The organism is Blastococcus sp. TF02A-26 (assembly GCF_003319125.1).
In the GTDB taxonomy this organism is placed as follows: domain Bacteria; phylum Actinomycetota; class Actinomycetes; order Mycobacteriales; family Geodermatophilaceae; genus Trujillonella.
On sequence record NZ_QOHG01000004.1, the window covers coordinates 259,334 to 282,842 of the forward strand.

Annotated in this window: 24 protein-coding genes; 16 read left to right on the top strand and 8 right to left on the bottom strand. The window is 73.2% G+C overall.

The annotated features are described in order from the left end of the window. Positions 1–7: 7 nt before the first annotated feature. The 3 genes from DQ240_RS24390 to DQ240_RS06625 are packed head-to-tail and all read left to right on the top strand — an operon-like array spanning position 8 to position 3,719. Positions 8–889 carry a cytochrome c gene (locus DQ240_RS24390; protein WP_304548906.1) on the top strand — a complete coding sequence of 294 codons (882 nt, stop codon included), beginning with the start codon at positions 8–10 and terminating at the stop codon, positions 887–889. After that, entirely contained in the window at positions 886–2,022 is a 1,137-nt protein-coding gene (locus DQ240_RS06620) for a ubiquinol-cytochrome c reductase iron-sulfur subunit (RefSeq protein ID WP_199589121.1), read from the top strand. The genes DQ240_RS24390 and DQ240_RS06620 overlap by 4 nt, the downstream gene beginning before the upstream one ends. Then, a complete protein-coding gene (locus DQ240_RS06625; protein ID WP_113838801.1) occupies positions 2,022–3,719 on the top strand; it encodes a cytochrome bc complex cytochrome b subunit in 1,698 nt (565 codons plus the stop codon). The genes DQ240_RS06620 and DQ240_RS06625 overlap by 1 nt, the downstream gene beginning before the upstream one ends. 651 nt (positions 3,720–4,370) lie before the next feature. On the opposite strand, the gene DQ240_RS06630 is transcribed toward DQ240_RS06625, so the two are convergent. Then, positions 4,371–4,772: a cytochrome c oxidase subunit 4 gene (locus DQ240_RS06630; protein ID WP_113838802.1), complete on the bottom strand. Its 402-nt coding sequence runs from the start codon at positions 4,770–4,772 to the stop codon at positions 4,371–4,373. Positions 4,773–4,823: 51 nt separating this feature from the next. Continuing rightward, positions 4,824–5,570 carry a cytochrome c oxidase subunit II gene (gene coxB / locus DQ240_RS06635; protein ID WP_233498550.1) on the bottom strand — a complete coding sequence of 249 codons (747 nt, stop codon included), beginning with the start codon at positions 5,568–5,570 and terminating at the stop codon, positions 4,824–4,826. Between the two features lie 409 nt (positions 5,571–5,979). Between coxB and DQ240_RS06640 the strand changes: the two genes are divergently transcribed. From DQ240_RS06640 to asnB, 3 genes are read left to right on the top strand one after another with little or no spacing between them, the layout of a single operon-like run. Further along, the gene (locus DQ240_RS06640) at positions 5,980–6,345 is read left to right on the top strand and encodes a metalloprotease (protein ID WP_113838804.1); all 366 of its coding nucleotides are present in this window, start codon (positions 5,980–5,982) and stop codon (positions 6,343–6,345) included. Beyond that, a complete protein-coding gene (locus tag DQ240_RS06645) occupies positions 6,335–6,709 on the top strand; it encodes a DUF3817 domain-containing protein (RefSeq protein ID WP_113838805.1) in 375 nt (124 codons plus the stop codon). The genes DQ240_RS06640 and DQ240_RS06645 overlap by 11 nt, the downstream gene beginning before the upstream one ends. Positions 6,710–6,759: 50 nt before the next feature. After that, complete coding sequence (gene asnB / locus DQ240_RS06650) at positions 6,760–8,694, top strand: asparagine synthase (glutamine-hydrolyzing) (RefSeq protein WP_113838806.1); 1,935 nt, start codon at positions 6,760–6,762, stop codon at positions 8,692–8,694. Between the two features lie 82 nt (positions 8,695–8,776). Here asnB and DQ240_RS06655 read toward each other — a convergent pair whose 3' ends face one another. Continuing rightward, positions 8,777–9,124, bottom strand: a complete 348-nt coding sequence (locus DQ240_RS06655) for an iron-sulfur cluster assembly accessory protein (protein ID WP_113838807.1) — start codon at positions 9,122–9,124, stop codon at positions 8,777–8,779. Positions 9,125–9,267: 143 nt separating this feature from the next. Between DQ240_RS06655 and DQ240_RS06660 the strand changes: the two genes are divergently transcribed. After that, a complete protein-coding gene (locus DQ240_RS06660) occupies positions 9,268–9,882 on the top strand; it encodes a DUF3043 domain-containing protein (protein WP_113838808.1) in 615 nt (204 codons plus the stop codon). 39 nt (positions 9,883–9,921) lie between these two features. Beyond that, entirely contained in the window at positions 9,922–10,905 is a 984-nt protein-coding gene (locus DQ240_RS06665; RefSeq protein WP_113838809.1) for an aldo/keto reductase family protein, read from the top strand. Here DQ240_RS06665 and DQ240_RS06670 read toward each other — a convergent pair. After that, positions 10,902–11,111 carry a hypothetical protein gene (locus DQ240_RS06670; RefSeq protein WP_113838810.1) on the bottom strand — a complete coding sequence of 70 codons (210 nt, stop codon included), beginning with the start codon at positions 11,109–11,111 and terminating at the stop codon, positions 10,902–10,904. The two genes, DQ240_RS06665 and DQ240_RS06670, sit on opposite strands and share 4 nt — an antisense overlap. 119 nt (positions 11,112–11,230) lie before the next feature. Here DQ240_RS06670 and DQ240_RS06675 point away from each other — a divergent pair, with 119 nt between their 5' ends. From DQ240_RS06675 to DQ240_RS06690, 4 genes are read left to right on the top strand one after another with little or no spacing between them, the layout of a single operon-like run. Further along, positions 11,231–11,662, top strand: coding sequence for a phage holin family protein (locus DQ240_RS06675; RefSeq protein WP_113838811.1), 432 nt, complete (start codon positions 11,231–11,233; stop codon positions 11,660–11,662). Then, positions 11,659–12,066, top strand: coding sequence for a DUF3618 domain-containing protein (locus DQ240_RS06680; RefSeq protein ID WP_113838812.1), 408 nt, complete (start codon positions 11,659–11,661; stop codon positions 12,064–12,066). The genes DQ240_RS06675 and DQ240_RS06680 overlap by 4 nt, the downstream gene beginning before the upstream one ends. Beyond that, the gene (locus DQ240_RS06685; RefSeq protein WP_113838813.1) at positions 12,063–12,371 is read left to right on the top strand and encodes a DUF4235 domain-containing protein; all 309 of its coding nucleotides are present in this window, start codon (positions 12,063–12,065) and stop codon (positions 12,369–12,371) included. The genes DQ240_RS06680 and DQ240_RS06685 overlap by 4 nt, the downstream gene beginning before the upstream one ends. Next, entirely contained in the window at positions 12,371–13,507 is a 1,137-nt protein-coding gene (locus tag DQ240_RS06690; protein ID WP_113838814.1) for a YihY/virulence factor BrkB family protein, read from the top strand. Before DQ240_RS06685 ends, DQ240_RS06690 begins: the two co-directional genes overlap by 1 nt. 4 nt (positions 13,508–13,511) lie before the next feature. Here DQ240_RS06690 and gcvT read toward each other — a convergent pair whose 3' ends face one another. Further along, positions 13,512–14,630, bottom strand: coding sequence for a glycine cleavage system aminomethyltransferase GcvT (gcvT, locus tag DQ240_RS06695; RefSeq protein ID WP_113838815.1), 1,119 nt, complete (start codon positions 14,628–14,630; stop codon positions 13,512–13,514). Positions 14,631–14,696: 66 nt separating this feature from the next. On the opposite strand from gcvT, the gene DQ240_RS06700 reads away from it, so the two are divergent. Continuing rightward, the gene (locus DQ240_RS06700; protein ID WP_199589123.1) at positions 14,697–16,205 is read left to right on the top strand and encodes a leucyl aminopeptidase; all 1,509 of its coding nucleotides are present in this window, start codon (positions 14,697–14,699) and stop codon (positions 16,203–16,205) included. Positions 16,206–16,269: 64 nt separating this feature from the next. On the opposite strand, the gene DQ240_RS06705 is transcribed toward DQ240_RS06700, so the two are convergent. After that, positions 16,270–16,614 (bottom strand): oxidoreductase, encoded by a 345-nt coding sequence (locus tag DQ240_RS06705; protein ID WP_199589125.1) that lies wholly within the window; start codon positions 16,612–16,614, stop codon positions 16,270–16,272. A 164-nt stretch (positions 16,615–16,778) separates the two neighbouring features. On the opposite strand from DQ240_RS06705, the gene lpdA reads away from it, so the two are divergent. The 3 genes from lpdA to DQ240_RS06720 all read left to right on the top strand — a co-directional run bounded on the left by lpdA (position 16,779) and on the right by DQ240_RS06720 (position 21,050). Beyond that, positions 16,779–18,158, top strand: coding sequence for a dihydrolipoyl dehydrogenase (lpdA, locus tag DQ240_RS06710; protein ID WP_113838816.1), 1,380 nt, complete (start codon positions 16,779–16,781; stop codon positions 18,156–18,158). A gap of 45 nt (positions 18,159–18,203) precedes the next feature. Next, complete coding sequence (gene sucB / locus DQ240_RS06715; protein WP_113838817.1) at positions 18,204–20,075, top strand: 2-oxoglutarate dehydrogenase, E2 component, dihydrolipoamide succinyltransferase; 1,872 nt, start codon at positions 18,204–18,206, stop codon at positions 20,073–20,075. Positions 20,076–20,144: 69 nt separating this feature from the next. Further along, positions 20,145–21,050 (top strand): TIGR01777 family oxidoreductase, encoded by a 906-nt coding sequence (locus tag DQ240_RS06720; protein WP_113838818.1) that lies wholly within the window; start codon positions 20,145–20,147, stop codon positions 21,048–21,050. A 10-nt stretch (positions 21,051–21,060) separates the two neighbouring features. Here DQ240_RS06720 and DQ240_RS06725 read toward each other — a convergent pair whose 3' ends face one another. Continuing rightward, complete coding sequence (locus tag DQ240_RS06725) at positions 21,061–22,581, bottom strand: serine/threonine-protein kinase (protein WP_233498551.1); 1,521 nt, start codon at positions 22,579–22,581, stop codon at positions 21,061–21,063. Between the two features lie 61 nt (positions 22,582–22,642). Beyond that, positions 22,643–23,488 carry a DUF6461 domain-containing protein gene (locus DQ240_RS06730; RefSeq protein ID WP_113838819.1) on the bottom strand — a complete coding sequence of 282 codons (846 nt, stop codon included), beginning with the start codon at positions 23,486–23,488 and terminating at the stop codon, positions 22,643–22,645. Positions 23,489–23,509 lie beyond the last annotated feature (21 nt).

A 23,509-nucleotide genomic window follows, 5' to 3' on the forward strand; every position in this document is an offset into this window, starting at 1 on the left:
GGAACCGGTGTCCACCACGAACCCGCAGTCCGACGCCCGGCCCGACGACGGGCCGCAGCGCGCACGCCTCCGCCGGCTCCGGCCGGCCCAGGGCACCCCGGCCGCCGCGGCCCGCTCGCGTCGGCTGTCCAAGGCCCGTCGCCGGGTGGCCAACGTCGCCGGCCTCATGGCCGCGCTGGTCCTGACCGGCGCCCTCTACTCCACGATCGCGCCGGCCCAGGCCGAGGAGGCCGAGGCCGCCGGCGGCGAGGCCTACGAGGCCGGCCGGGAGATCTACGAGAACAGCTGCATCACCTGCCACGGCGAGAACCTCGAGGGCGTCGAGACCCGCGGGCCCTCGCTGATCGGCGTCGGCGGTGCGGCCGTGTACTTCCAGGTGCACACCGGCCGCATGCCGCTGGTCCGCCAGGCCGAGCAGGGCCCGGACAAGCCGGTCGTCTTCAGCGAGGAGGAGATCGACCAGCTGGTGACCTACGTGCAGGCCAACGGTGGCGGCCCGGCCGTCCCCGGTGGCGACCTGCGCGAGGGCGACCTGGCCCTGGGTGGCGAGCTGTTCCGGCTGAACTGCGCCTCCTGCCACAACTTCGTCGGCGAGGGCGGCGCCCTCTCGTCGGGCAAGTACGCGCCCGACCTGCACGACGCCGACGACCTCGAGATCTACACCGCGATGCTGAGCGGACCGGAGAACATGCCGGTCTTCGGTGACAACCAGCTCACGCCGGAGGAGAAGCGCTCGATCATCAACTACATCCAGACCATCAAGGAGATGCCCGACCCGGGCGGCGCCGGCATCGGCCGCATCGGTCCGGTCGGCGAGGGTGTCGTGATCTGGGTCGTCGGGATCAGCGCTCTGATGTTCGGGATCTTCTGGATGGGGACCAAGGCGTGACCACGCACGACACCCGCCCCGGCTCGGCCGGAGGAGCGGACACCCCCGGACCGCTGCACGGCGGCCCGGACGACGACTACACCCCGGAGCAGCTCGCGGCGATGAGCCGCGAGGACCTGGACCAGCTGGGTGCCCGCTACGACGGCGTGCAGATCCTGCACGTCGACCCGGGCCCCGAGCCGGGCTCGGCGCTCGAGCGCCGCTACGTCCGTCAGGTCGGCGCCGTCTTCGCCCTGGCCGGTCTGGCCGCCTTCGCCTTCGTCGTCGTGTACGTCGGCTCGGGCTGGTTCCTCCCCGACTGGGAGTGGACCATCGAGGGCGACACCTGGAGCACGCTGTTCACGCCGCTCCTGGGCGGACTGATGGGCCTCGCGCTGATCCTGGTCGGCGTCGGCATGGTGCTGTACACGAAGAAGCTGCTCCCCCACGAGACCGCCGTGCAGGACAAGCACGACGGCTCGCACTTCGACCGGGTGACCACCGGCGCCACGCTCGTCGGCGGCCTGCACAACAGCGGCCTGGCCCGGCGCAAGCTCATCACCCGCTCGCTGGCCTTCATGGGCGGCGGCCTGGGTCTGATGCTGCTGATGCCGCTCGGCGGTCTGATCAAGAACCCGAGCGCGGGCAACTCGCTGGACCGGACCTCGTGGGCGCCCTACCAGGAGAACGGCCGTCAGCGCCTCGTCCGCCTGGTCCGGGACGACGGCACGCCGATCCGTCCCGGTGACGCCGTCCCCGGATCGCTCGAGACGGTCTTCCCGTCGCGCCCCGGCGCGAACCACGAGACCGACGCCGCGACGATGCTCTTCCGCCTGCGTCCCGAGCAGCTGGCCGTGAACCGGCCGCGCGAGGGCCAGGAGGACTTCGGCTACGGCGACTACGTCGCCTACTCGAAGATCTGCACGCACGCCGGCTGCCCGGTCTCGCTCTACGAGCAGGAGACCAGCCGCATCCTGTGCCCCTGCCACCAGTCGCAGTTCGACATCACGCAGGGCGCCAAGCCGGTCTTCGGGCCCGCCACCCGGTCGCTGCCGCAGCTCCCGCTGGGGGTCGACGAGGAGGGCTACTTCGTCGCCCTGAGCGACTACCCTGAGGCCGTGGGCCCCACCTACTGGAACCGGGAGCGCATCTGATGGCTCGTACCGCCACTGCCCCGGGAGCTCCGACCACCCGTGCCGGCAAGATGGCGCTGGAGGTGGACGACCGTCTGATCGTCGCCGGCCCCCTCCGCCGCACGCTGAACAAGGTCTTCCCCGACCACTGGTCCTTCCTGCTCGGCGAGATCGCGATGTACGCGTTCATCGTCCTGCTGCTGTCGGGGACCTACCTGACGTTCTTCTTCGACCCGTCGCTGCGCGAGGTCACCTACGAGGGCAGTTACGACGCTCTCCGCGGTGTCCAGATGTCCGCCGCGTACGACTCCGCGCTGGACCTCTCGTTCGACGTCCGCGGTGGCCTGTTCATGCGGCAGGTCCACCACTGGGCCGCGCTGCTGTTCGTCGCCGCGATCGTCGTCCACCTGCTCCGCATCTTCTTCACCGGCGCCTTCCGGCGGCCGCGGGAGACGAACTGGCTGATCGGTGTGGGCCTGCTGGTCCTGGCCCTCCTCGAGGGCTTCTCCGGCTACTCGCTGCCCGACGACCTGCTGTCCGGCACCGGCCTGCGGATCATGTCGGCGATCATCCTGGCGATCCCGGTGGTCGGCACCTGGGTGCACTGGGCCGTCTTCGGCGGTGACTACGTCGGCGAGCTCATCCTCGGCCGGCTCTACATCGCCCACGTGCTGCTGATCCCGGCCATCCTGCTGGGCCTGATCGCGCTGCACCTGCTGATCCTGGTCAAGCAGAAGCACACCCAGTTCCCCGGCCCGGGCCGGACCGAGCACAACGTCGTCGGCAACCGCCTCTTCCCGACCTTCGCCGGCAAGGCGGGCGGTCTGTTCTTCATCGTGTTCGGTGTCATCGCCGCGCTGGCCGGCCTCGTGCAGATCAACCCGATCTGGCTGTGGGGTCCGTACAACCCGGCGCAGGTGTCGGCGGCGTCGCAGCCCGACTGGTACATCATGTTCCTGGACGGCTCGACCCGGCTCTTCCCCGCCTGGGACATCAACCTGCCGGGGAACTACCAGATCCCGGCGCTGTTCTGGCCCACGGTGGTGCTGCCGGGGATCATCTTCACGCTCCTGGCGCTGTACCCGATGATCGAGCGCAAGCTCACCGGCGACACTGCGTCGCACCACCTGCTGCAGCGGCCGCGCGACGTCCCCGTCCGCACCTCGCTGGGTGCCATGGCGCTGACCTTCTACATCGTGCTGCTGCTGTCCGGTGGCAACGACGTGATCGCGGACAAGTTCATGATCAGCCTCAACGCCATGACGTGGGCGGGGCGGATCGGGATGATCATCCTCCCGCCGATCGTGTACGTGCTCACCTACCGGATCTGCCTCGGTCTGCAAAAGCACGACCGCGAGGTCCTGGAGCACGGCATCGAGACCGGCGTGATCCGGCGTCTGCCGCACGGTGAGTTCATCGAGGTCCACCAGCCCCTCGGCCCGGTGGACGAGCACGGCCACGGTCAGCTCGCCTACGGCGGTGCCCCCGTGCCGAAGCGGATGAACCAGATCGGCGGCGCCCGCCGCGCGATCCGGGGCTTCTTCACGCCGATCGAGTCGCCGGCCGCCGTCGAGCTCGAGCAGCGCCGCGAGGAGCACGGTCTCGCCAACGCCGAGTCCCGCGAGCTGACCACCTCCGGGCGTCCGTCCGAGGGTGGGCGCCCCTCCGAGGGTGGCCGTCCTTCCGAGGGCGGGAAGCCGCAGGAGCCGCGCGACTGACAGCAGCTCCGGCTGATCGAGAGGGCCCGGTGGACGTCGTCCACCGGGCCCTCTCGCGTTCCCTGACCCCCAGGAGCACCTTCCCCTCTCGCAGCGGCGTCCGGCCCGCTCAGGGCCGCCGACCGGCCCTCGCTCTGCCTGCCGGTGACCTGGCGGCAGGGGCTCCACCAGCGAGACCGTCGCCTGCCGCTCGGCGAGGGCTCCCGCGGACGCTCAGCGGTCCGCCAGTGGGTCGGACAGGCCGGTTCCTCCGGCCGTTCCCGCGGTCAGGCCGGGTGGCAGCTGCTCTCGTGGAGCGCGCCACGGACGGGGCCGTTGTACCCGGGGACCCGTCCGGGCCGGCGCAACGGGCCACGGCGGTACGACGCCTCGCCGATGGCCTCCGGCCGACCCGGCTCTCCCCCTGTCCCCCTCTCTCCGAGAGGGCTCCTGCGGCCCTCCGGCGGTCGAGCAGGGATTGCGACCCCGCCACCGCCGGCACGCGCCACGGAGCAGGCGGTGTACCCCGGGGGCCGGTCCGGGCCGGCGAAGCGGGCCACGGCCGGTACGACGCCTCGCCGATGGCCCCGGCCGGGCCCGGCAAGCAGGCCGGAACGGCGAGAGGGCCCCGCCCGCGGGTGCGGGAGGGGCCCTCTCGGTGGGCGGTACGCGTCAGCTGTGCGCGTTCTGCCCGACGTAGTACTCGAAGAGCAGACCGCCGACGGCGATGAGGATCGCCGCGCCGCCCATGATGATCAGCCACGGGTAGAAGAAGGCCAGGCCCAGAGCCGTCAGACCGATCGACAGGGCGACGGTGATGGGCCAGTAGCTGGCCGGGCTGAAGAAGCCCAGCTCCCCGGCCCCGTCGGCGATGTCGGCGTCCTTGCGGTCCTCCGGCCGGGCGTCGATGCGCCGGGAGATGAACCAGAAGAACCCGCCGATGAGGATCGTCAGGCCGGCCGAGAGGGCCAGGGCGGTGGTGCCGATCGGCTCCTTCGCCCAGACCCCGTAGACGATCGCGAAGACGACCAGGAGGGCCGAGACGATGTTGAAGATTGCTGCTTCGACCTTCACGAGCGTGCTCCCGGCTGCGTCGTGGCGTGGAACGTGTTCGGGGTGCTGCGGTCAGCCATCGACCTGCTGCGCGTCCTCACCCAGGTCCCACGGCTGGGTGGCCACCGACGAGCCACCGAGCTCCGGGTCCACCTCCTCGAGGGCCTCGAAGGTGCTCGCGCCGGACTCCCGGAGCTGCAGGTAGCGGTCGTAGTCCTCACCGCTGACCACGCGGACCTCGAAGTTCATGTACGCGTGGTAGGTGCCGCACAGCTCGGCGCAGCGGCCGACGTAGGCGCCTTCCTGCCCCTCGTCGATCGTCACCTCGAACACGTTGTCCCGGCCGTTCTCGTTGCCCGGGATCACGTCGAGCTTGAAGAGGAACTCCGGCACCCAGAACGAGTGGATGACGTCGGCCGAGCGGACGTAGAACTGCACCGTCCGGTCGGTCGGGAGGACCAGGATCGGGATCTCCTCGCTGTTGCCGACGGTGCTGACCTGCTCGGCCTCGTCCTCGGCGGTGTCGGCGTAGAGGAACTCCCAGTTCCACTTGAACGCCTGGACGGTGATGTTCACGTCCGGGTCGTCACCGCGCTCCTGGACCTCGTTCTGCACCTTGACGGTGAAGAAGAACAGGCCGGCGATGATGAGGAACGGGATGATCGAGTAGACGATCTCCAGCGGCAGGTTGTACGCCGTCTGCCGCGGCAGCTCGTCACCCTTCTTCCGGTGGCGGACGATCGACCAGCCGATGAGGGCCCACACCAGGATGCCGACGATCAGGGCGGCGATGACCGACCAGATCCACAGCTCCTTCATGGACTGGGACTCCTCGGTGATGCCCGAGGGCCAACCCCAGCGCCAGAACTCGTTGTCGGGGGTGCACCCCGAGAGGGCCGGAACCCCCAGGAGACCGAGCGCGGCGACCCGCGCGAGCCTGTTGCCTCGAGCCACTGCTCGTTGCCTCCTCGTCCGCCGTCCGGGAGCCCGGACGGTCATCCCCGGTGCCGCCCCCGCCGTTCCCGGCGGACGGTCGCGCACCGACCACAGTCTGCGGCGAGACTAGCCGACCCCGCTCGGCGGCCGGTCACCGGAGAGATGCGACCCGCGGGGCCGTCGCCGCCTCGTGACCAACCGGGCCGCCACGGACACGGGCGCTCGCCCGCGCCGCCGTGACTGCCCTCACGACCGACCCCGGCTCCCGGCCCCCGCCGGTTAGAGTCGGGGGGTGTTCTCCCGGCTGCTGACCCCGAAGTGGGTGGCCCTCCACCTGCTCGTGGCGGTGCTGTTCGTGGCCACCTTCTTCCTCGGTTACTGGCAGCTGTCCAAGGCCGAGGACGGCGGCGGCGCGGTCAACTGGAGCTATGCGCTGCAGTGGCCCCTCTACGGGTTCATGGGCCTGTGGTTCTACGTGCGCATGGTGCGCGAGGAGCTGCGGCGCGACCCCGACGAGGACGAGCCGGGCAACGCCCTGGTGCTGTACCAGCGGCCGCGCATCGACACGACCGGCGACCCCGAGCTCGCCGCCTACAACGCCTACCTCGCCGAGCTCAACGAGAAGGCGCTCGGTCAGCGGGGCTCCGGTGGCCGCTGAGCCCACCGCGGCGCCGTCCGGGCTGCCGCGCGCCCTCGCGCGCCGGGTCGGCCAGGACGTCCCGGCCGCGCTGCTCCGCTACCGGGTGATGGCCTGGGTGGTCGGCGTCCTGCTGATCGCGCTGGTGCTGGTCGCCGTCCCGGTGAAGTACCTCGGCGGTCCCGACGAACCGGTCGCGCTCATCGGCACCGCGCACGGTTGGCTGTACGCCATCTTCTTCCTCACCGCCTGCGATCTGGCGATCCGCGCCCGCTGGACCCTCAAGGGCAGCGTCCTGGTCCTGCTGGCCGGGACCATCCCGATCCTGTCGTTCGTCGCCGAGCGGATCGCCACCCGCAGGACCCGCGCCGGCGAGCGCGTCTGACCACCGTCCCGGCACCCGCCGGGACACGAACCGACCGGAGACCTGCGCGCATGTGCGGCCTGCTGGCCTACCTGTCCACCGACGCCGACCGGGTCGCCGAGCCGATCGTCGACGACGTCCGCGAGGCACTCCACTGCCTGCACCACCGGGGTCCCGACGACACCGCCGTCTGGTCGGACCCCAACGTCGTCCTCGGCTTCAACCGGCTGTCGATCATCGACCTCGAGGGCTCCCCGCAGCCCCTCCCCTACGCCCGGGACCGCTACCGGATCCTGTTCAACGGCGAGATCTACAACTACCTGGAGCTGCGCGAGGAGCTCCAGGCCGCCGGCGCCGAGCTGGCCACCCACGGCGACACCGAGACGATCGTCGCCGGCTACCACCTGTGGGGCCAGGACGTCGTCCGCAAGCTGCGCGGGATGTTCTCGTTCGTCATCTGGGACACCGAGACGCGGACGGCGTTCGGCGCGCGCGACCCCTTCGGCATCAAGCCGCTGTTCACCGCCCGCCTGGCCGACGGGGCCCTGGTCTTCAGCTCCGAGAAGAAGGCCGTGCTGGAGATGCTGGGCGGCAGCGCGGCCGCCGGTGGCGTCGACGCGGCGTCCCTGCAGCACTACCTGACCCTGCAGTACGTGCCGGAGCCCGCCACCCTGCACCGGGGCATCCGCCGGATCGAGAGCGGCACCAGCTTCACGGTGGTCGACGGCGAGCTGCACACCAGCCGCTACTTCCACCCGGCGTGGAACCCGAGGCCGGTCCCGGCCGGCCGCGAGCAGGAGCTCTACGACCGCATCGCGGCGACCCTCGACGAGTCGGTGGCCAAGCACATGCGCGCCGACGTCACGGTCGGGTCGTTCCTCTCCAGCGGCATCGACTCCACCGCGATCGCCGCCCTGGCCCACCGCTACAACCGGGACCTGATGACCTTCACGGTCGGCTTCCAGCGGCAGGCGCAGTCCGAGATCGAGATCGCCGCGGAGTCCGCGCAGATCCTCGGCGTCCGGCACGTGCCGGTGGAGATCACCGCGGAGGACTTCGCCGAGGCGATCCCCACCGTCGTCTGGTACCTCGACGACCCGGTCGCCGACCCCGCGCTCGTGCCGCTGTACTTCGTCGCCCGCGAGGCCCGCAAGCACGTGAAGGTGGTGCTCTCCGGCGAGGGCGCCGACGAGCTCTTCGGCGGCTACACGATCTACCGGGAACCGATCAGCCTGTCCTGGGCGAAGAAGCTGCCGGCGCCCGGACGGCGGGCGATGGCGCGGCTGGCCGACCTGCTGCCCGAGGGGGTCCGGGGGCAGGACCTGCTGCGACGGGCGTCCATGCCGCTGGAGCAGCGCTACTACGGCAACGCGCGCAACATGCGCGACGACGAACTCGCCGCCCTGCTCCCGGGCCACGACCCGGACCTGTCCCACGTCGCCGTCACCGAGGACCTCTACCGGCAGACCCGCGAGGCGGGCTACGACGAGGTCACGGCGATGCAGTACGTCGACCTCTTCACCTGGCTGCGCGGCGACATCCTGGTCAAGGCCGACAAGATGACCATGGCGCACTCGCTGGAGCTGCGGGTCCCGTTCCTGGACACCGAGGTCTTCGCCGTGGCCAGCACCATCCCCGTCGACCAGCGGGTCCCCCGGCGCGGGGACGCCACCAAGTACGCGCTGCGCCAGGCAATGGCCCAGATCGTGCCGCCGCGGATCATGAACCGGCGCAAGCTCGGCTTCCCGGTGCCGACGGCGGACTTCCTCGCCGGCCCGCTGCACGAGTGGGCCCGCGGCATCGTGACCGACAGCCAGACCGACGAGTGGCTCGACCGGGCGCACGTCCTCGGGCTGCTCGACCGGCTGCGTCAGGCCGACGAGCCGAGCAAGCGGATCGCCCGGCAGGTGTGGGAGGTGCTGGTCTTCATGGTCTGGCACGGCATCTTCGTCGAGGAGCGGATCCGCCCCGATATCCCGGAGACCGTCTACCCCGTCAAGCTGTAGGCAGCAGAACGGCCCCGGTCCGTGCGGACCGGGGCCGTTCTGTCACTGCTGCCGAGCACGCGGCCGGGGGCCGCGGGACCGCTCAGCTGAAGCTGTCACCGCACGCACACGAACCCGTGGCGTTGGGGTTGTCGATCGTGAAGCCCTGCTTCTCGATGGTGTCGACGAAGTCGATGACCGCGCCGCCGAGGTAGGGGCCGCTCATCCGGTCGACGATGACCTCGACGCCGTCGAAGTCGAACGTCTGGTCGCCGTCGAGGAAGCGCTCGTCGAAGAAGAGCTGGTAGCGCAGACCCGAGCAGCCACCGGGCTGCACCGCGATCCGCAGCCGCAGGTCGTCGCGGCCCTCCTGGTCGAGCAGCGCCTTGACCTTGCCGGCCGCCGTCTCGCTCAGGACGACGCCCGTCGCCGTGGTGTCCTGCACCGTCATGTGTGTTCCTCCCGCGTCCGAGGGATGCCTGTCGCGGCGGGTCCCGGAACGGGCCAACGCCGCCGCAGCGGTTCCTCTTCCCACTGTACGGCTCCGCGCGCGGGGAACGGGGGACGGAGCCGGGTCCACGTAGACTCCATGGTGTGAAGCTCCGCCTGCCCGGCCGCCGTGACCGCGCCGAGTCGACGACCGACTCGATGGCCGCGACGCCCGCCGACCTCACCGCCGACCTGGTCCGGACGGCCGGCAAGGGCCGGCCGACGCCCAAGCGCAGCGAGGCGCAGGTGCGCCGCCCCGGACCGCCCCCGCCGCCGCCGACCACCCGCAAGGAGGCGTACAAGCGGATGCGGGAGCAGCAGGCCGCCCGCCGGGCGAGCACCCGCGAGCGCATGGCGATGGGCGACGACTCGTACCTGCCGGCGCGCGACCGGGGCCCGGTCCGCAAGCTCGTCCGCGACGTCACCGACGCCCGCCGCAACCTCGCGTCGTTCTTCCTGCCCTTCGCCGGGCTGCTGCTCATCAGCTACGTCGTCCCCCAGCTCCAGGGCATCGTGATCCTGATGTGGATGGCGTACTTCCTCGTCCTCATCGGCGACTCGGCCATGCTCGGCCGCCGCATCTCCAAGGCCGTGCGCACCCGCTTCCCCGACGGGCAGCACAAGATGAAGGGCCTCGTCTGGTACGGCATCAGCCGCTCCACGATGGTCCGCCGCTGGCGCTTCCCCAAGCCCGAGGTCCCGGTCGGCGCCGACGTCTGAGCAGGCCGGGCCCGGCGTCGCGGGCTAGCGTCGGAGGACGTGGAGTACCGACGCCTGGGCCGGTCCGGCCTGACCATCAGCGAGATCGCCTACGGCAACTGGCTCACCCACGGTGGCCAGGTCGAGGAGGACGCCGCCCACGCCTGCGTGGCGGCCGCCCTCGACGCCGGCATCACGACGTTCGACACCGCCGACGTGTACGCCGGCACCCGCGCCGAGTCGGTGCTGGGCCGCGCCCTGGCCGGCCAGCGCAGGGAGGGGCTGGAGATCTTCACCAAGGTCTACTGGCCGACCGGTTCCGGCCGCAACGACCGCGGACTGTCGCGCAAGCACATCACCGAGAGCTGCCACGCCTCGCTGCGGCGGCTGCAGACCGACTACCTCGACCTGTACCAGGCCCACCGCTACGACACCTCGGTGCCGCTCGAGGAGACGATGACCGCCTTCGCCGACCTCGTCCGCCAGGGGAAGGTGCTCTACATCGGCGTCTCGGAGTGGCGCGCCGACGAGATCGCCGCCGGCGCCGCGCTGGCCCGCGAGCTGGGCATCCAGCTGATCAGCAACCAGCCGCAGTACTCGATGCTGTGGCGGGTCATCGAGGACGAGGTCGTCCCCACCTCCGAGCGCGAGGGACTCGCGCAGATCGTCTGGTCGCCGCTGGCCCAGGGCGTGCTGACCGGTAAGTACCGCCCGGGCGAGCAGCCGCCCGAGGGCAGCCGCGGTGCCGACGCCGAGGTCGGCGGCTCGATGCGCGGCTTCCTCCGCGACGACGTCCTCACCCGGGTCCAGGGCCTGCAGGCGGTCGCCGACGACGTCGGTCTGTCGATGGCGCAGCTCGCCGTCGCCTGGGTGCTGCAGAACCGCAACGTCGCCGCGGCGATCATCGGCGCCAGCCGGCCGGAGCAGGTGCAGCAGAACGTCGCGGCCGCCGGCGTCCGGCTGGACGACGACGTCCTCGCCCGCATCGACGAGGTCCTGGGCGACGTCGTGGAGCGCGACCCCGCCAAGACCATGCGCGGCTAGTTGGGCGCCAGGCCCATCGGGCCGTAGACGCGGTTCTCCCCGTCGAACAGGGTCACCGCGGTGACGCCGCGGGCCAGGAGGTCCCGCCAGTGCTCCCCCAGCCAGGACTCGGCGTCGGACTGGTTCTCCGACGGCGGCACCGTCACGCCGACCGCCGCCGGGTCCACCGTCTCGCCTGCCGGGCCCTCGAGGCGCCACGTCCACATGGGGCGAGGCTAGCCAGCGCGGCCGGGGCCCGTCGCGACCCGACCGTGATCACCGCCGCGTTACGACCGGAACCGCCGGGGGCATGCAGCACCGACCGCATCCCAGACCCGGAGGACCGATGACCGTCCCCTCGCCCACCGGCGCCTCACGCGCGACACCCGCCCCCGAGGACGCCTCGACCGGCGAGCTGATCAGCCGGCTCACCGAGCAGATCAGCACGCTCGTCCGCGACGAGGCCCGGCTCGCCCAGGCCGAGGTCACCCAGAAGGCCAAGCGGCTGGGCATCGGGGCGGGACTGTTCGGCGGGGCCGGCCTGCTCGCCTTCTTCGGGCTGGCCGTGCTGATCAGCGCCGCCGTGATGGGGCTGGCCGAGGCCGTCCCCGGCTGGCTGGCCGCGGTCATCGTCGCCGTCGTGCTCTTCGCCGCGGCCGGCGTCCTCGCCCTGGTGGGCAAGAAGGACGTGCAGCAGGGCACCCCGCCGGTCCCCACCCAGGCGATCGCCAGCACGAAGGCCGACATCGCCACCGTCAAGAAGGCGGCCTCCCGATGAGCTCCTCCCCTGGCACCGAGCCCACCGACCCCACCGACCCCGACGCCATCAAGGCCGAGATCGAGGCCACCCGCGCCCAGCTCGGCGCCACCGTCGACGAGCTCAGCGCCCGCCTGGACGTCCCGGCGCGGGCCAAGGAGGGCGCCGCCCGCGCCAAGGACACCGCGGTCGAGACCTACCGGGAGAGCCCGCCGGCGGTCATCGGCGCCGGCGCTGCCGTCGCCGGGCTGATCGGGTTGCTCGTCTGGCGCCGGCGCACCCGGCCGCAGCGGCGGGCCCGGCGCGAGGTCCGGCGGGAGGCGAAGCGGGCGGAGAAGGTGCTGGCCGCCCGCCGTGCCGAGGCTGAGAAGGTGGCGCGCAAGGCGGGCCGGAAGGCCGCGAAGACCAGGAGGAGGGCTCGATGAGCAAGAGCACGGCGGGCAAGGAGAAGAAGAACAAGAGCAAGGGCAGCGCGCTGCTGTACCGCCCGATCGGCCTCCTCGGCGGCATCGCGGCCGGCATGATCTCCGGCGCCGTCTTCAAGCAGGTCTGGAAGCTGGCCGCCAACGAGGACGACGCCCCCGGCGCGCTGCAGAGCGAGTACCGGATGCGGGAGGTCGTGATCGCCGCCGCGCTGCAGGGCGCGATCTTCGCCGCCACCAAGGCGGCCATCGACCGGGCCGGCGCGCGCGGCTTCAGCAAGCTGACCGGAAGCTGGCCCGGCGACTGATGACCGGCACGAGGCCGCGCGAGAGCGCCGTCGACCGCATCCGGGAGCGGGTCGAGGAGAAGGCGGCCCGGCGCGCCGCGGCGAAGGCGGCGGCCGACCGCGCCGCCCGCGGTGAGCCGGGGCCGGACCCGTCCCGGCCCCCGCCGGGGTCGCCGGGACCGTCGGCGCTCCCCGGGGTCTCCGCGGAGAAGCCGACCCAGATCCCGGCACGCGGCTGGAAGCAGATCGTCAAGCGGGCGTGGGCGGAGCACAACGCCGACAACATGCCGATCATCGCCGGCGGGGTGGCGTTCTTCGCCTTCCTGGCGATCTTCCCGGCCCTGATCGCCACCATCTCGATCTACGGGCTGGTCGCCTCCCCGGAGACCGTGGCCCAGCAGGTCGAGGACCTCTCGGCGCAGCTGCCCGACAGCGCCGCCGACCTCATCGGCGAACAGCTCACCGCGATCACGCAGAACAGCGGCGGGGCACTGTCGATCAGCCTCGCCATCTCCGTGCTGGGTGCCCTGTGGTCGGCGTCCGGCGGCACGGGCAACGTCATCACGGCGATCAACCTCGCCTACGACGAGGTGGAGACCCGCAGCTTCGTCAAGCGCAAGGCTCTGGCACTGGGCCTGACCCTGGGCGCGATCGTGTTCGTGCTGGTCACGTTCACCCTCGTCGCCGTCGTCCCGGCGGTCATCGACGAGCTCCCGCTCGGCGTCGTCGGCGCGGTCCTGGCCCAGGTCGTGCGGTGGGCGCTGCTGCTGGGCGTGTTCGCCGGGTCCCTGGCGGTGCTGTACCGGGTGGCCCCCGACCGGGACGCGCCGCGGCTGCGCTGGGTGAGCCTGGGCGCCCTCGTCGTCACCCTCATCTGGGCGCTGGTCAGCCTCGGGTTCAGCTTCTACGTCAGCAACTTCGGGTCCTACGACAAGACCTACGGGACCATCGCCGGCGTCATCGTCCTGATGCTGTGGCTGTACCTGACCTGCTACCTGGTGCTGCTCGGCGCCGAGATCAACTCCGAGGCCGAGCACCAGACGGCGCAGGACACCACCGTCGGGGAGCCGGTCCCGATGGGCGAGCGCAACGCCACGATGGCCGACGAGCTGCCCGACCCGCCGGAGCCGACGAAGGAGTCGCACCCGAAGCGGTGAGGGCCTAGCGGACGTGCGACTCCACGAACGGCGGGCGCACGACCGTCACCGGCTGCGGCCGGCCGCGGACGTCGACCGCGACGTCGGCGCCCTCCTCGACACCGGCGGCGGTGTCGAGGAGGGCCAGCGCGATCCCGGTCCGCAGGGACGGCGAGAAGGTGCCGCTGGTGACCTCGCCGATCCGCGTGCCCGCGGCGTCCAGCACGGCCATCCCCGGCCGCGGGATCCCCCGCCCGGGGGCGCGCAGGCCCCACAGCGAGCGCGACGGGCCCGCCTCGCGCTCGGCCAGCAGCGCCTCGCGGCCCCAGAACGCCGACTTGCGCCAGCCGACCGCCCAGCCGCTGCGGGCCTGGTTGGGGGTGATGTCACGGGAGAGCTCGTGGCCGTGCAGGGGGTACCCCATCTCGGTGCGCAGCGTGTCGCGGGCGCCGAGCCCGCACAGCCGCAGCCCCTCGTCCCCACCGACCTCGACCAGCTGATCCCACAGCTCGCCGGCGCGCTCGGCGGCGACCAGCAGCTCGTAGCCGTGCTCACCGGTGTACCCGGTGCGGCAGACGGTGACCTCGGCGTCCCCGCCGCCGACCCCGGTCACGAACGACATGTAGGAGAGCTCCCCGGGCAGCCCGAGCAGGGAGAGCACCTGCGGCGAGCGGGGGCCCTGGACCGCCAGGACGGCGACCTCGGCGTGCCGGTCGGTGACCGTGACGCCGGCCGGTGCAGCCGCGGTCAGCCGGGCGACCACCTCGGCGGCGTTCGCGGCGTTGGGCACCAGCAGGACGTCGTCCTCGGCGTGCAGGTAGACGATGAGGTCGTCGACCACGCCGCCGGCCTGCGGCTCGCCGTCCGGGACGCAGCACAGCGTGTACTGGGCCTGCCCCGGCCCGATGCGGCCGAGGTCGTTGGTCAGGCACGCGTCGACGAACGCCGCGGCTCCCGGCCCGCGCACGGTGGCGGTGCCCAGGTGGGAGACGTCGAACAGACCGACCCCCTCGCGGACGGCCGCGTGCTCGGCGAGGACCCCGCCGCCGGTGTACTCGATGGGCATCGACCAGCCACCGAAGTCGGCCAGCTTGGCGCCGGCCGCGACGTGCCGGTCGTGCAGGGGCGAGGTGCGCGGGTCCACCCGTGCACGCTATCGGTCGGCGGCATGGTCGTTCGCCGTCCTCACGACCCGCATAAGCTCTCGTGCGTGCCGCCGACGATCTCCGCCACCGACCGCCCCCTCGAGAAGGTCCCCGGCGACGCCGTCGTCGTCGGTGTGGGCCGCGGCCCCGCCGGGCTGCTCGCCACGCCCGGCGCCGAGGCGGTGGACCGGCTGCTCGGTGGCCGGCTGCTCCCCGCGCTCACCGACCTGGGGGCCCGCGGCGGCGAGGACGAGGTCACCCGCGTGGCCACTCTCGGCCAGGCGCCGTTCCCGGTGGTCGCCGCGGTCGGCCTGGGCGCCCCCGACGCCGACGGCCGCTACGCCGCCGAGGCCGTCCGCCGTGCCGCCGGCGCCGCCAGCCGTGCGCTGACCGGCCGCCGTTCGGTCGTCTCCCTGCTGGCCGCCGTGGGCGGGGCGCCGGACGCCGAGCGGCTGCACGCCGTGGGCGAGGGCGCGCTGCTCGGTGCCTACGAGTTCACCGCCTACCGCTCCGACCTGCCCGCCGACCGGCCGACGCCGCCGGGCGAGTACACCGTCGTCGTCCCCGACGCCGGCGACGCCAAGGCCCCGCTGGCACGCGTGCGCGCGGTCGCCGCCGCGATCGAGCTGGCCCGCGACCTGGTGAACACCCCGCCCAACGACCTGTACCCGGCCGAGCTCGCCGCTCGCGGGGCCGCCGCGGGCAAGCGGGCCGGACTGTCGGTCGAGGTCCTCGACGAGGAGGCCCTGGCCTCCGGCGGGTACGGCGGCATCCTGGCCGTCGGGGCCGGCTCCAGCCGTGGCCCCCGCCTGCTGCGCCTGACCTACCGGGGCAAGAAGGCCAGGAAGAAGGTCGCCCTCGTCGGCAAGGGCATCACCTTCGACAGCGGCGGCCTGTCGATCAAGCCGGCCGCGAACATGCACCACATGACCAGCGACATGGCCGGCGCCGCCGCCGTGATCGCCACCGTCTGCCTGGTCGCCGAGCTGGGGCTGCCGGTCGAGCTGACCGCGACGGTGCCGATGGCCGAGAACCTGCCCAGCGGCACCGCCTACCGCCCGGCCGACGTCCTCACCTTCCGCAACGGCAAGAAGGTGGAGATCACCAACACCGACGCCGAGGGCCGGCTGATCCTGGCCGACGCGATCGTGCGCGCCGCCGAGGACTCCCCCGACCTGCTGGTCGAGACCTCGACGCTGACCGGCGCGCAACTCGTGGCGCTGGGCAGCCGCACCGCCGGCGTCATGGGCACCGACTCGCTGCGCGACGCCGTGGTGGCCGCCAGCCGGCGCAGCGGCGAGCCGATGTGGGCCATGCCGATGCCGGCGGAGCTGCGCAAGGGGCTGGACTCGCCCGTCGCCGACATGGTCAACGCCAACGCCGACCGGATGGGCGGGATGCTCGTCGCGGCGCACTTCCTCGGGGAGTTCGTGCCGGCCGGGCTTCCGTGGGCGCACATCGACATCGCCGGGCCGAGCTACAACACCGGCGGCCCGTGGGGTTACACGCCCAAGGGCGGCACCGGCGTCCCGGTCCGGACGCTCCTGGCGACCATCGAGGACGCGATCGCCTGAGGCATGGGAAGCGATCCCCACGTCTGCGTTGAGCAGGAGGTGGGGATCGCTTCCCATGCCTCGGTCAGTCCAGCCGGTTGGTCTTCTGCCGAGCCGACCAGTCGCGCATCCGTTGGGGGTAGCCGGTGACCTGGGCGTCGTAGACGGGGATGCCCAGGTCGCGGGACAGCTTGCGGGCGACGTCGGGCCCGTCGATGCGCCGGCGGGTCCACTCACCGTCCGCGGCGACCAGCAGGATCGTCGTCTCGGTGACGGCGGTGCGGGGCTCCACGTAGCCCTCCACGCCGCGGCGGCTGGCCACGAACTGCTCGAGGTGGCCCAGGTCCTCGCGCACCGAGGCGCGGTCCAGGGTCCCGCGCCGGTCCCCGCCCGCCCTGCCCTTCGAGCCCCGTCGGCCGAACAGCCCCATCGCGCCGCCTCCGTCCAGCTCCGGTCGGCGTGTCGGAACTGTGTCCGACCACGCCCGAGGACACCAACGGGGTGCCCGGCCACACCGTTCCCGGGGTGGCAGGATGGACCTGACCATCCCCCGTCCGAGCGACACGGGGGCCGCAGTAACTCGAGGAGCCACTCGTGAGCGCACCCACCTCCCCCGCCGACCTGGTCATCCTCGGCGGTGGCTCGGGTGGCTATGCCGCCGCCTTCCGGGCGTCCGAGCTCGGTCTGAACGTCGTCCTCATCGAGAAGGACAAGGTCGGCGGCACCTGCCTGCACCGCGGCTGCATCCCGACCAAGGCCCTGCTGCACGCCGGCGAGGTCGCCGACCTGGCCCGCGAGGGCGAGCAGTTCGGCGTCAAGACGTCGCTGGCCGGCATCGACATGGACGGCGTCAACGCCTACAAGAACGGCGTCATCTCCAAGCTCTACAAGGGTCTGCAGGGTCTGGTGAAGGCCCGCAAGATCACCTACGTCGAGGGCGAGGGGCGGCTCACCTCCCCCACCACGGTCGAGGTGGACGGCCAGAGCTACGAGGGCAAGCACGTCCTGCTGGCCACGGGCTCCTACGCCCGCTCGCTGCCGGGACTGGAGATCGACGGCACCAAGGTCATCACCAGCGACCACGCGCTGAACCTGGACCGGGTCCCGACGTCCGCGATCATCCTGGGCGGCGGCGTCATCGGCTGCGAGTTCGCCAGCGCCTGGAAGTCCTTCGGCGTCGACGTCACGATCGTCGAGGCGCTGCCCCACCTCGTCCCGCTGGAGGACGAGTCCTCCTCCAAGCTGCTCGAGCGGGCGTTCCGCCGCCGGAAGATCAACTTCGAGCTGGGCAGCCGGTTCTCCGGAGTCCAGACCACCGAGAACGGCGTCAAGGTCTCGCTGGAGAACGGCAAGGAGATCGAGGCCGAGCTGCTGCTCGTCGCCGTCGGCCGCGGGCCGGTCAGCCAGGGCCTCGGCTACGAGGAGGCCGGGGTCGAGATGGAGCGCGGCTACGTGCTCGTCGACGAGTACTGCCGCACCAGCGTGCCGACCATCTCCGCCGTCGGCGACCTCATCCCGACCCTGCAGCTGGCCCACGTCGGCTTCGGCGAGGGCATCCTCGTCGCCGAGCGGGTCGCCGGCCTCGAGCCCGCGCCGATCGACTACGCCGGCGTCCCCCGGATCACCTACTCCGACCCCGAGGTGGCCTCGGTCGGCCTCACCGAGGCGCAGGCCAAGGAGCGCTACGGCGACGTCACCACGCTGACCTACGACCTCGCCGGCAACGGCCGCAGCCAGATCCTCAAGACGGCGGGCGCGGTCAAGCTGATCCAGGCCCCCGACGGCCCCGTCGTCGGCATCCACATGGTCGGCAGCCGGGTCGGCGAGCTCATCGCCGAGGCGCAGCTCATCTACAACTGGGAGGCCGAGGCCGACGACGTCGCCAGCCTCATCCACCCGCACCCGACCCAGAGCGAGGCCCTCGGCGAGGCGCACCTGGCGCTGGCCGGCAAGCCGCTGCACGTGCACGGCTGACCTCTCCCACCCCCACCAGCGCCCCACAGAAGGAGCCCCGCACCGATGCCGACCTCCGTCACCATGCCCGCCCTGGGCGAGAGCGTCACCGAGGGCACGGTCACTCGATGGCTCAAGCAGGAAGGTGACCAGGTCGAGGCCGACGAGCCCCTCCTGGAGGTCTCGACCGACAAGGTCGACACCGAGATCCCCTCGCCCGCGGCCGGCGTGCTGACCAAGATCCTCGTCGCCGAGGACGAGACGGTCGAGGTCGGCGCGGAGCTCGCGGTCATCGGTGGGGACGGCGACGGCGGCGGCGACTCCGCGGGCGCTCCCCCGGCCTCGGCCGAGGACGCCGACACCACCCCGCAGAGCCCTGACCAGCAGGTCCAGGACGCCGACCCGGCGACCGACGCCGACCAGCCCGCGGCCGAGGCGCCGGCGCCCTCCGGCGACGGTGGTCAGGGTGGTGGCGGCGGTGGTCAGGGGACCCCGGTGACCATGCCGGCGCTCGGCGAGAGCGTCACCGAGGGCACCGTGACCCGCTGGCTCAAGGCCGTCGGTGACGAGGTCGCCGCGGACGAGCCGCTGCTCGAGGTCTCCACCGACAAGGTCGACACCGAGATCCCCTCCCCGGTCGCCGGCACGCTGCTGTCCATCGCGGTCCAGGAGGACGAGACCGTCGAGGTCGGCGCCGAGCTGGCCGTGATCGGCAGCGCCTCCTCCGGAGGCGACCAGGCCCCGGCCCAGCCGCAGCAGCAGGCCGCTCCCCAGCAGGCTGCGCCCGAGCAGGCCGCTCCGCAGCAGGTCGCGCCGGAGCCGAAGGAGGAGACCCCGACGGCCAAGCCCGCGTCGGAGACCCCCGGTGGCGACTACGGCTCCAGCGGATCGCTGCCCTCGACGTCGCCCACCGACGCGCCCGCCCCGGCGCAGGCGGTCGCTCCCCGGGCACCGGCGGCCTCGGCGCCTGCCTCCTCGGCCAACGACGCCGGGCAGTACGTCACCCCCCTGGTGCGCCGGCTCGCCGCCGACCAGGGCGTGGACCTGTCCACGGTGAAGGGCACCGGTGTCGGCGGCCGGATCCGCAAGCAGGACGTCCTCGCGGCGGCCCAGCAGTCCGCGCCGGCCGCGGCACCGGCTCCGGCCCCCGCGGCGTCGTCGGCTCCGGCCGCCCGGTCGACCACGCCGTCGCCGGCCGCCCAGCCCGACACCTCGCTGCGTGGCCGCACCGAGAAGATGCCGCGGCTGCGCAAGGTCATCGCGCAGCGGATGGTCGAGTCGCTGGCGATCAGCGCCCAGCTGACCACGGTGGTCGAGGCCGACGTCACCCGGATCGCGACCCTGCGCAATCGGGCGAAGCGGGACTTCGAGGCGCGCGAGGGCGTGAAGCTGTCGTTCCTGCCGTTCTTCGCGAAGGCTGCGGTCGAGGCGCTCAAGTCCTACCCGTCGGTCAACTCGTCGGTGGACATGGAGGCCGGGACGGTCACCTACCACGACTCCGAGAACCTCGGCATCGCGGTGGACACCGACCGCGGGCTGCTGGTGCCGGTGATCCACGGCGCCGGTGACCTGAGCATCGGCGGGCTGGCCCGCAACATCGCCGACCTGGCGGAGCGGACCCGGAACAACAAGGTCAGCCCCGACGAGCTCGGCGGCGGCACCTTCACGCTGACCAACACCGGCAGCCGCGGGGCGCTGTTCGACACCCCGATCATCAACCAGCCGCAGGTCGCCATCCTCGGCACCGGCTCGGTGGTGAAGCGTCCCGTCGTGGTCACCGACCCCGACCTCGGCGAGGTGATCGCGATCCGCTCGATGGTCTACCTGGCGCTGACCTACGACCACCGCATCGTCGACGGCGCCGACGCCGCCCGCTTCCTCACCGCGGTGCGGGAGCGGCTCGAGGCCGGCCAGTTCGAGGGCGACCTCGGCCTCTGAGGCGACCCGGAGGGGCCCCGGCGGACGCCGGGGCCCCTCTGCTCTGTCCGCTCCCCCGGAGGAGGTTCCGTGAAGATCGCCGTCACCGGCTCGTCCGGGCTCATCGGCTCGCGGCTGGTCCCCGCACTCGTCGAGGACGGGCACGAGGTGCTGCGGTTGGTCCGTCGCACCCCGCGCACCGCCGACGAGCACCGCTGGGACCCGCAGCACCGCCGGATCGACCCGGCGCTGCTCGCCGACGTCGACGCGGTGGTCAACCTCGCCGGCACCGGTGTCGGTGACAAGCGGTGGAGCGAGAAGCGCAAGCAGGAGATCCTGCGCAGCCGGGTCGACGCCACGACGACGGTGAGCACGGCGCTGGCCGCGGCGGCCGACGCCGACCCCGGGCGGGAGCGCGTGCTGCTCTCGGCGTCGGCGACCGGCTGGTACGGCGACACCGGCGACCGCGTGGTGCGCGAGAACGCCCCGGCGGGCACGGACTTCCTCGCCCACGTCTGCGAGCAGTGGGAGACGGCGACCACGCCGGCGGCACAGGCCGGGGTCCGGGTGGTCCGGCTGCGCACCGGTCTGGTGCTGGGGCGGGGCGGGCTGCTGAAGCGGATGGCGCCGCTGTTCCGGCTCGGTCTCGGCGGCCGGCTCGGCTCCGGCGAGCAGTACTGGCCGTGGATCAGCCTGACCGACGAGGTCGACGCGATCCGCTTCCTGCTCACCGCCCCGGTCTCCGGCCCGGTGAACCTCACCGGCCCGGCCCCGGTCACGAACGCCGAGTTCACCCGCGCCCTGGCACAGGTGCTGCGGCGTCCGGCGGCGCTCCCGGTGCCCGGCGTCGCGCTGCGGGCGGTGCTGGGCGAGTTCGCTCCGGTCGGGGTCCTCGCCGGGCAGCGCGCCGTCCCCGCCGCGCTGGAGGCCGCCGGGTTCTCGTGGACCCACCCCGACGTGGCCTCGGCCCTGCGCTCGGCCCTCGGCAAGGACTGAGCCGCACCGCTCAGGTGGGGTGGACGGCGGCGGCGATCCGCCAGCCGTCCGCCTCACGGACCAGGTCGAGGACGACCGGCCCGGTCGCCCGACCCGGCGCGCGGGACAGCGCCGGCCCGTCCGGGTCGTCGGCGGCCACGACGGCGTAGCCCTCCCACCCGTCGCGGGCCTCGAGCCGCACCCGGTCGCCGTCGACCACGACGGAGACGGGTCCCTCGACGCGGGGCGCGAAGCCGACCACCCGCTGCCCCGCCTCGGCCAGGGCCGCCACCGCGTCGGCGTCCGCGGCGCGCAGCGGACTGCCGGAGGGGTACACCGCGTCCAGGCCGGCCGGGTCCGCCCGGGCGAAGGCGTCGGCACGGCGGGCGTACAGCTCCGCCACGACCGCGAGCCAGTCGGGCTCCTGCGCCGCGGGCGGCTGGGGCGCCGGGGTCGTCGTCGCCGCCGCGGCGGGGCGCGGCCCGTCGGCCGAAGCCGCCCACACACCGCCCAGCCCGGCCGCCACGCCGGCGACGGCCGCCCCGGCGACCAGCACCGTGGCCACCTGCGTCCAGCGACCGGCCGGGACCCGCGGGGCGCGGCGCCGGCTCGGCCGCGGGGTCCCCGCCGGGTCCCGTCGGGCCACCTGGTGGGTCAGCTCGGTGCGCGGGCCGCGGCCGGTGGCGCCCAGCTGGGCGTCGGGGACCCCCGCCACGGGCAGCCGCACCGGCTCCGGCCGGCAGGCGTGCCGGAGGTCCAGCGCGAACTCCGCCGCGGTGGGCCGGTCGGAGGGATCGGCGGCCAGTCCCCGGGAGATCACGTCCCGGAGAGCGGGCGGCGCCTGGGGGGCGAGCAGGTCGAGGTCGGGCAGTTCCCCGGCCGCGGCGACGGCCAGGGTGTCGGCCGGCGTCGCCGCGTTCCAGGGCGCGACGCCGGTCAGGGCGTGGAAGGCGGCCGCGGCGACCCCGAACACGTCGGACGCCGGACCGGTCGCACCACCGCGGGCCACCGTGGGGTCGACGTAGGCCGGGGTCACCTCCCCCGCCGCCTCCTCCCCCACGACCCGCGCGACCCCCAGGTCGGTGAGCACCGGGCGGCCCTCGGCGGTGAAGACGATGTTGCCCGGGGACAGGTCGCCGTGGACGATCCCGGCCGCGTGGGCCTGCGCGAGCGCGGCGGCGACCGGGGAGACGGCGGTGACCACCTCGCCCGGGCGCAGCCGTCCGCGGCGGGCCAGGAGGGCCGCGAGGCTGCCGCCGGCCAGCAGCTCCAGCACGAGCGCGACCCGCGCGCGGCCGCCCCGGCGTGGCTGGTGCACGACCTCGATCAGCCGGACCAGGTGCGGGTGGTCGAGCTCCCCGAGCAACCGGGCCTCCCGCGCCTGTCGTTCGGGGTCGCCGGTCACGAGCACCTTGACCGCCACCGGCTCGCCGCCGCCGCGCGGCACCGCCCGCCACACCTCCCCCGATCCACCGCGGCCGAGCAGCTCCTCCAGCCGGTAGCCGGGCACGACCGGCATCGAAGGGGTGGTGTCGACGTCCTGCTCGGGCACGCGCGGCACCGTAGGGCGACCGGGGCGTCGCCCGCTCCGGCCGTCCACAGGCCGCGACTCGTTACAGCCGCTGCAACGCCACACCCTCCGGCGTGCGCCGGACCAGGAGCTCCACGACCTCGCCCGCCACGCCGTGGACGTCGACGGGCTCGCTCACCGACCGGCCCAGGCGCGCCACGACCGCCTGGTGCGAGTCGGGGAGGAGCGTGAGGTCAGTGCACTCGCCCCGGCGCACCCGGGTCCACTCCACCCGGTTCAGCTCGATGGCGATCGCCCGCAGTCGACCGCCGTCGTCCGCCGGCCGCCGGATGCGGAGCACCGGCCGCGGCGGCCCGTCCGCGTCGTCGCGCTCGGGCGGGCCGGCGGTGAGCCAGGTGGAGCGCGGGGTCCCGAGGAGCCAGGAGCGGTCGATCGGCACGCCGGTCAGCCGCCGGGCCAGTTCGAGAGCCAGCGCGTGCGGGTCGGCGTCCTCGGACCCCAACGGCAGCCCCTCCTCCTCCGGGAGAGGGTCACCCTCCTCGTCGTCGAAGAGCAGCGGGTCGAAGGCACGGACCATCACGCCGTCGCGAGCGACGACGAAGTTCATGACCGCGTTGACGTTCCGGAAGACGGAGACCGCCTCGCCGTTGCGCGACAACTCCTCGACGATCTCGATCTGCGTGCTGAAGTAGCCGTTGGGTTCGACGACGACGACCCAGTCGTCCCGCTCCGCCATCTGCACGGGGTGGGCGTCGCGACGGTGGTCCTGGGTCTCCTCGGCCTCGTCGAAGGTGAGCCGGCGCTCGGTTTCCCAGTCGACGCGCAGGAGGTCCCCGATCTCACGCTGGGTGAGCCCCCGGACGAAGGTGATCGTCGCGGCCTCGGGCAGCCAGTCGTGCTCCTCGTAGGACCAGTCCTCGGAACCCATGGTCGCCTCCCCGGAGTCGGG

Coding starts and splice junctions, on each gene's coding strand:
- DQ240_RS06625 (WP_113838801.1), top strand. CDS start 2,022: ATGGCTCGTACCGCCACTGCCCCGGGAGCTCCGACCACCCGTGCCGGC.
- coxB (WP_233498550.1), bottom strand. CDS start 5,570: ATGAAGGAGCTGTGGATCTGGTCGGTCATCGCCGCCCTGATCGTCGGC.
- asnB (WP_113838806.1), top strand. CDS start 6,760: ATGTGCGGCCTGCTGGCCTACCTGTCCACCGACGCCGACCGGGTCGCC.
- DQ240_RS06655 (WP_113838807.1), bottom strand. CDS start 9,124: ATGACGGTGCAGGACACCACGGCGACGGGCGTCGTCCTGAGCGAGACG.
- DQ240_RS06670 (WP_113838810.1), bottom strand. CDS start 11,111: ATGTGGACGTGGCGCCTCGAGGGCCCGGCAGGCGAGACGGTGGACCCG.
- DQ240_RS06675 (WP_113838811.1), top strand. CDS start 11,231: ATGACCGTCCCCTCGCCCACCGGCGCCTCACGCGCGACACCCGCCCCC.
- DQ240_RS06680 (WP_113838812.1), top strand. CDS start 11,659: ATGAGCTCCTCCCCTGGCACCGAGCCCACCGACCCCACCGACCCCGAC.
- DQ240_RS06685 (WP_113838813.1), top strand. CDS start 12,063: ATGAGCAAGAGCACGGCGGGCAAGGAGAAGAAGAACAAGAGCAAGGGC.
- DQ240_RS06690 (WP_113838814.1), top strand. CDS start 12,371: ATGACCGGCACGAGGCCGCGCGAGAGCGCCGTCGACCGCATCCGGGAG.
- DQ240_RS06705 (WP_199589125.1), bottom strand. CDS start 16,614: ATGGGGCTGTTCGGCCGACGGGGCTCGAAGGGCAGGGCGGGCGGGGAC.
- sucB (WP_113838817.1), top strand. CDS start 18,204: ATGCCGACCTCCGTCACCATGCCCGCCCTGGGCGAGAGCGTCACCGAG.
- DQ240_RS06730 (WP_113838819.1), bottom strand. CDS start 23,488: ATGGGTTCCGAGGACTGGTCCTACGAGGAGCACGACTGGCTGCCCGAG.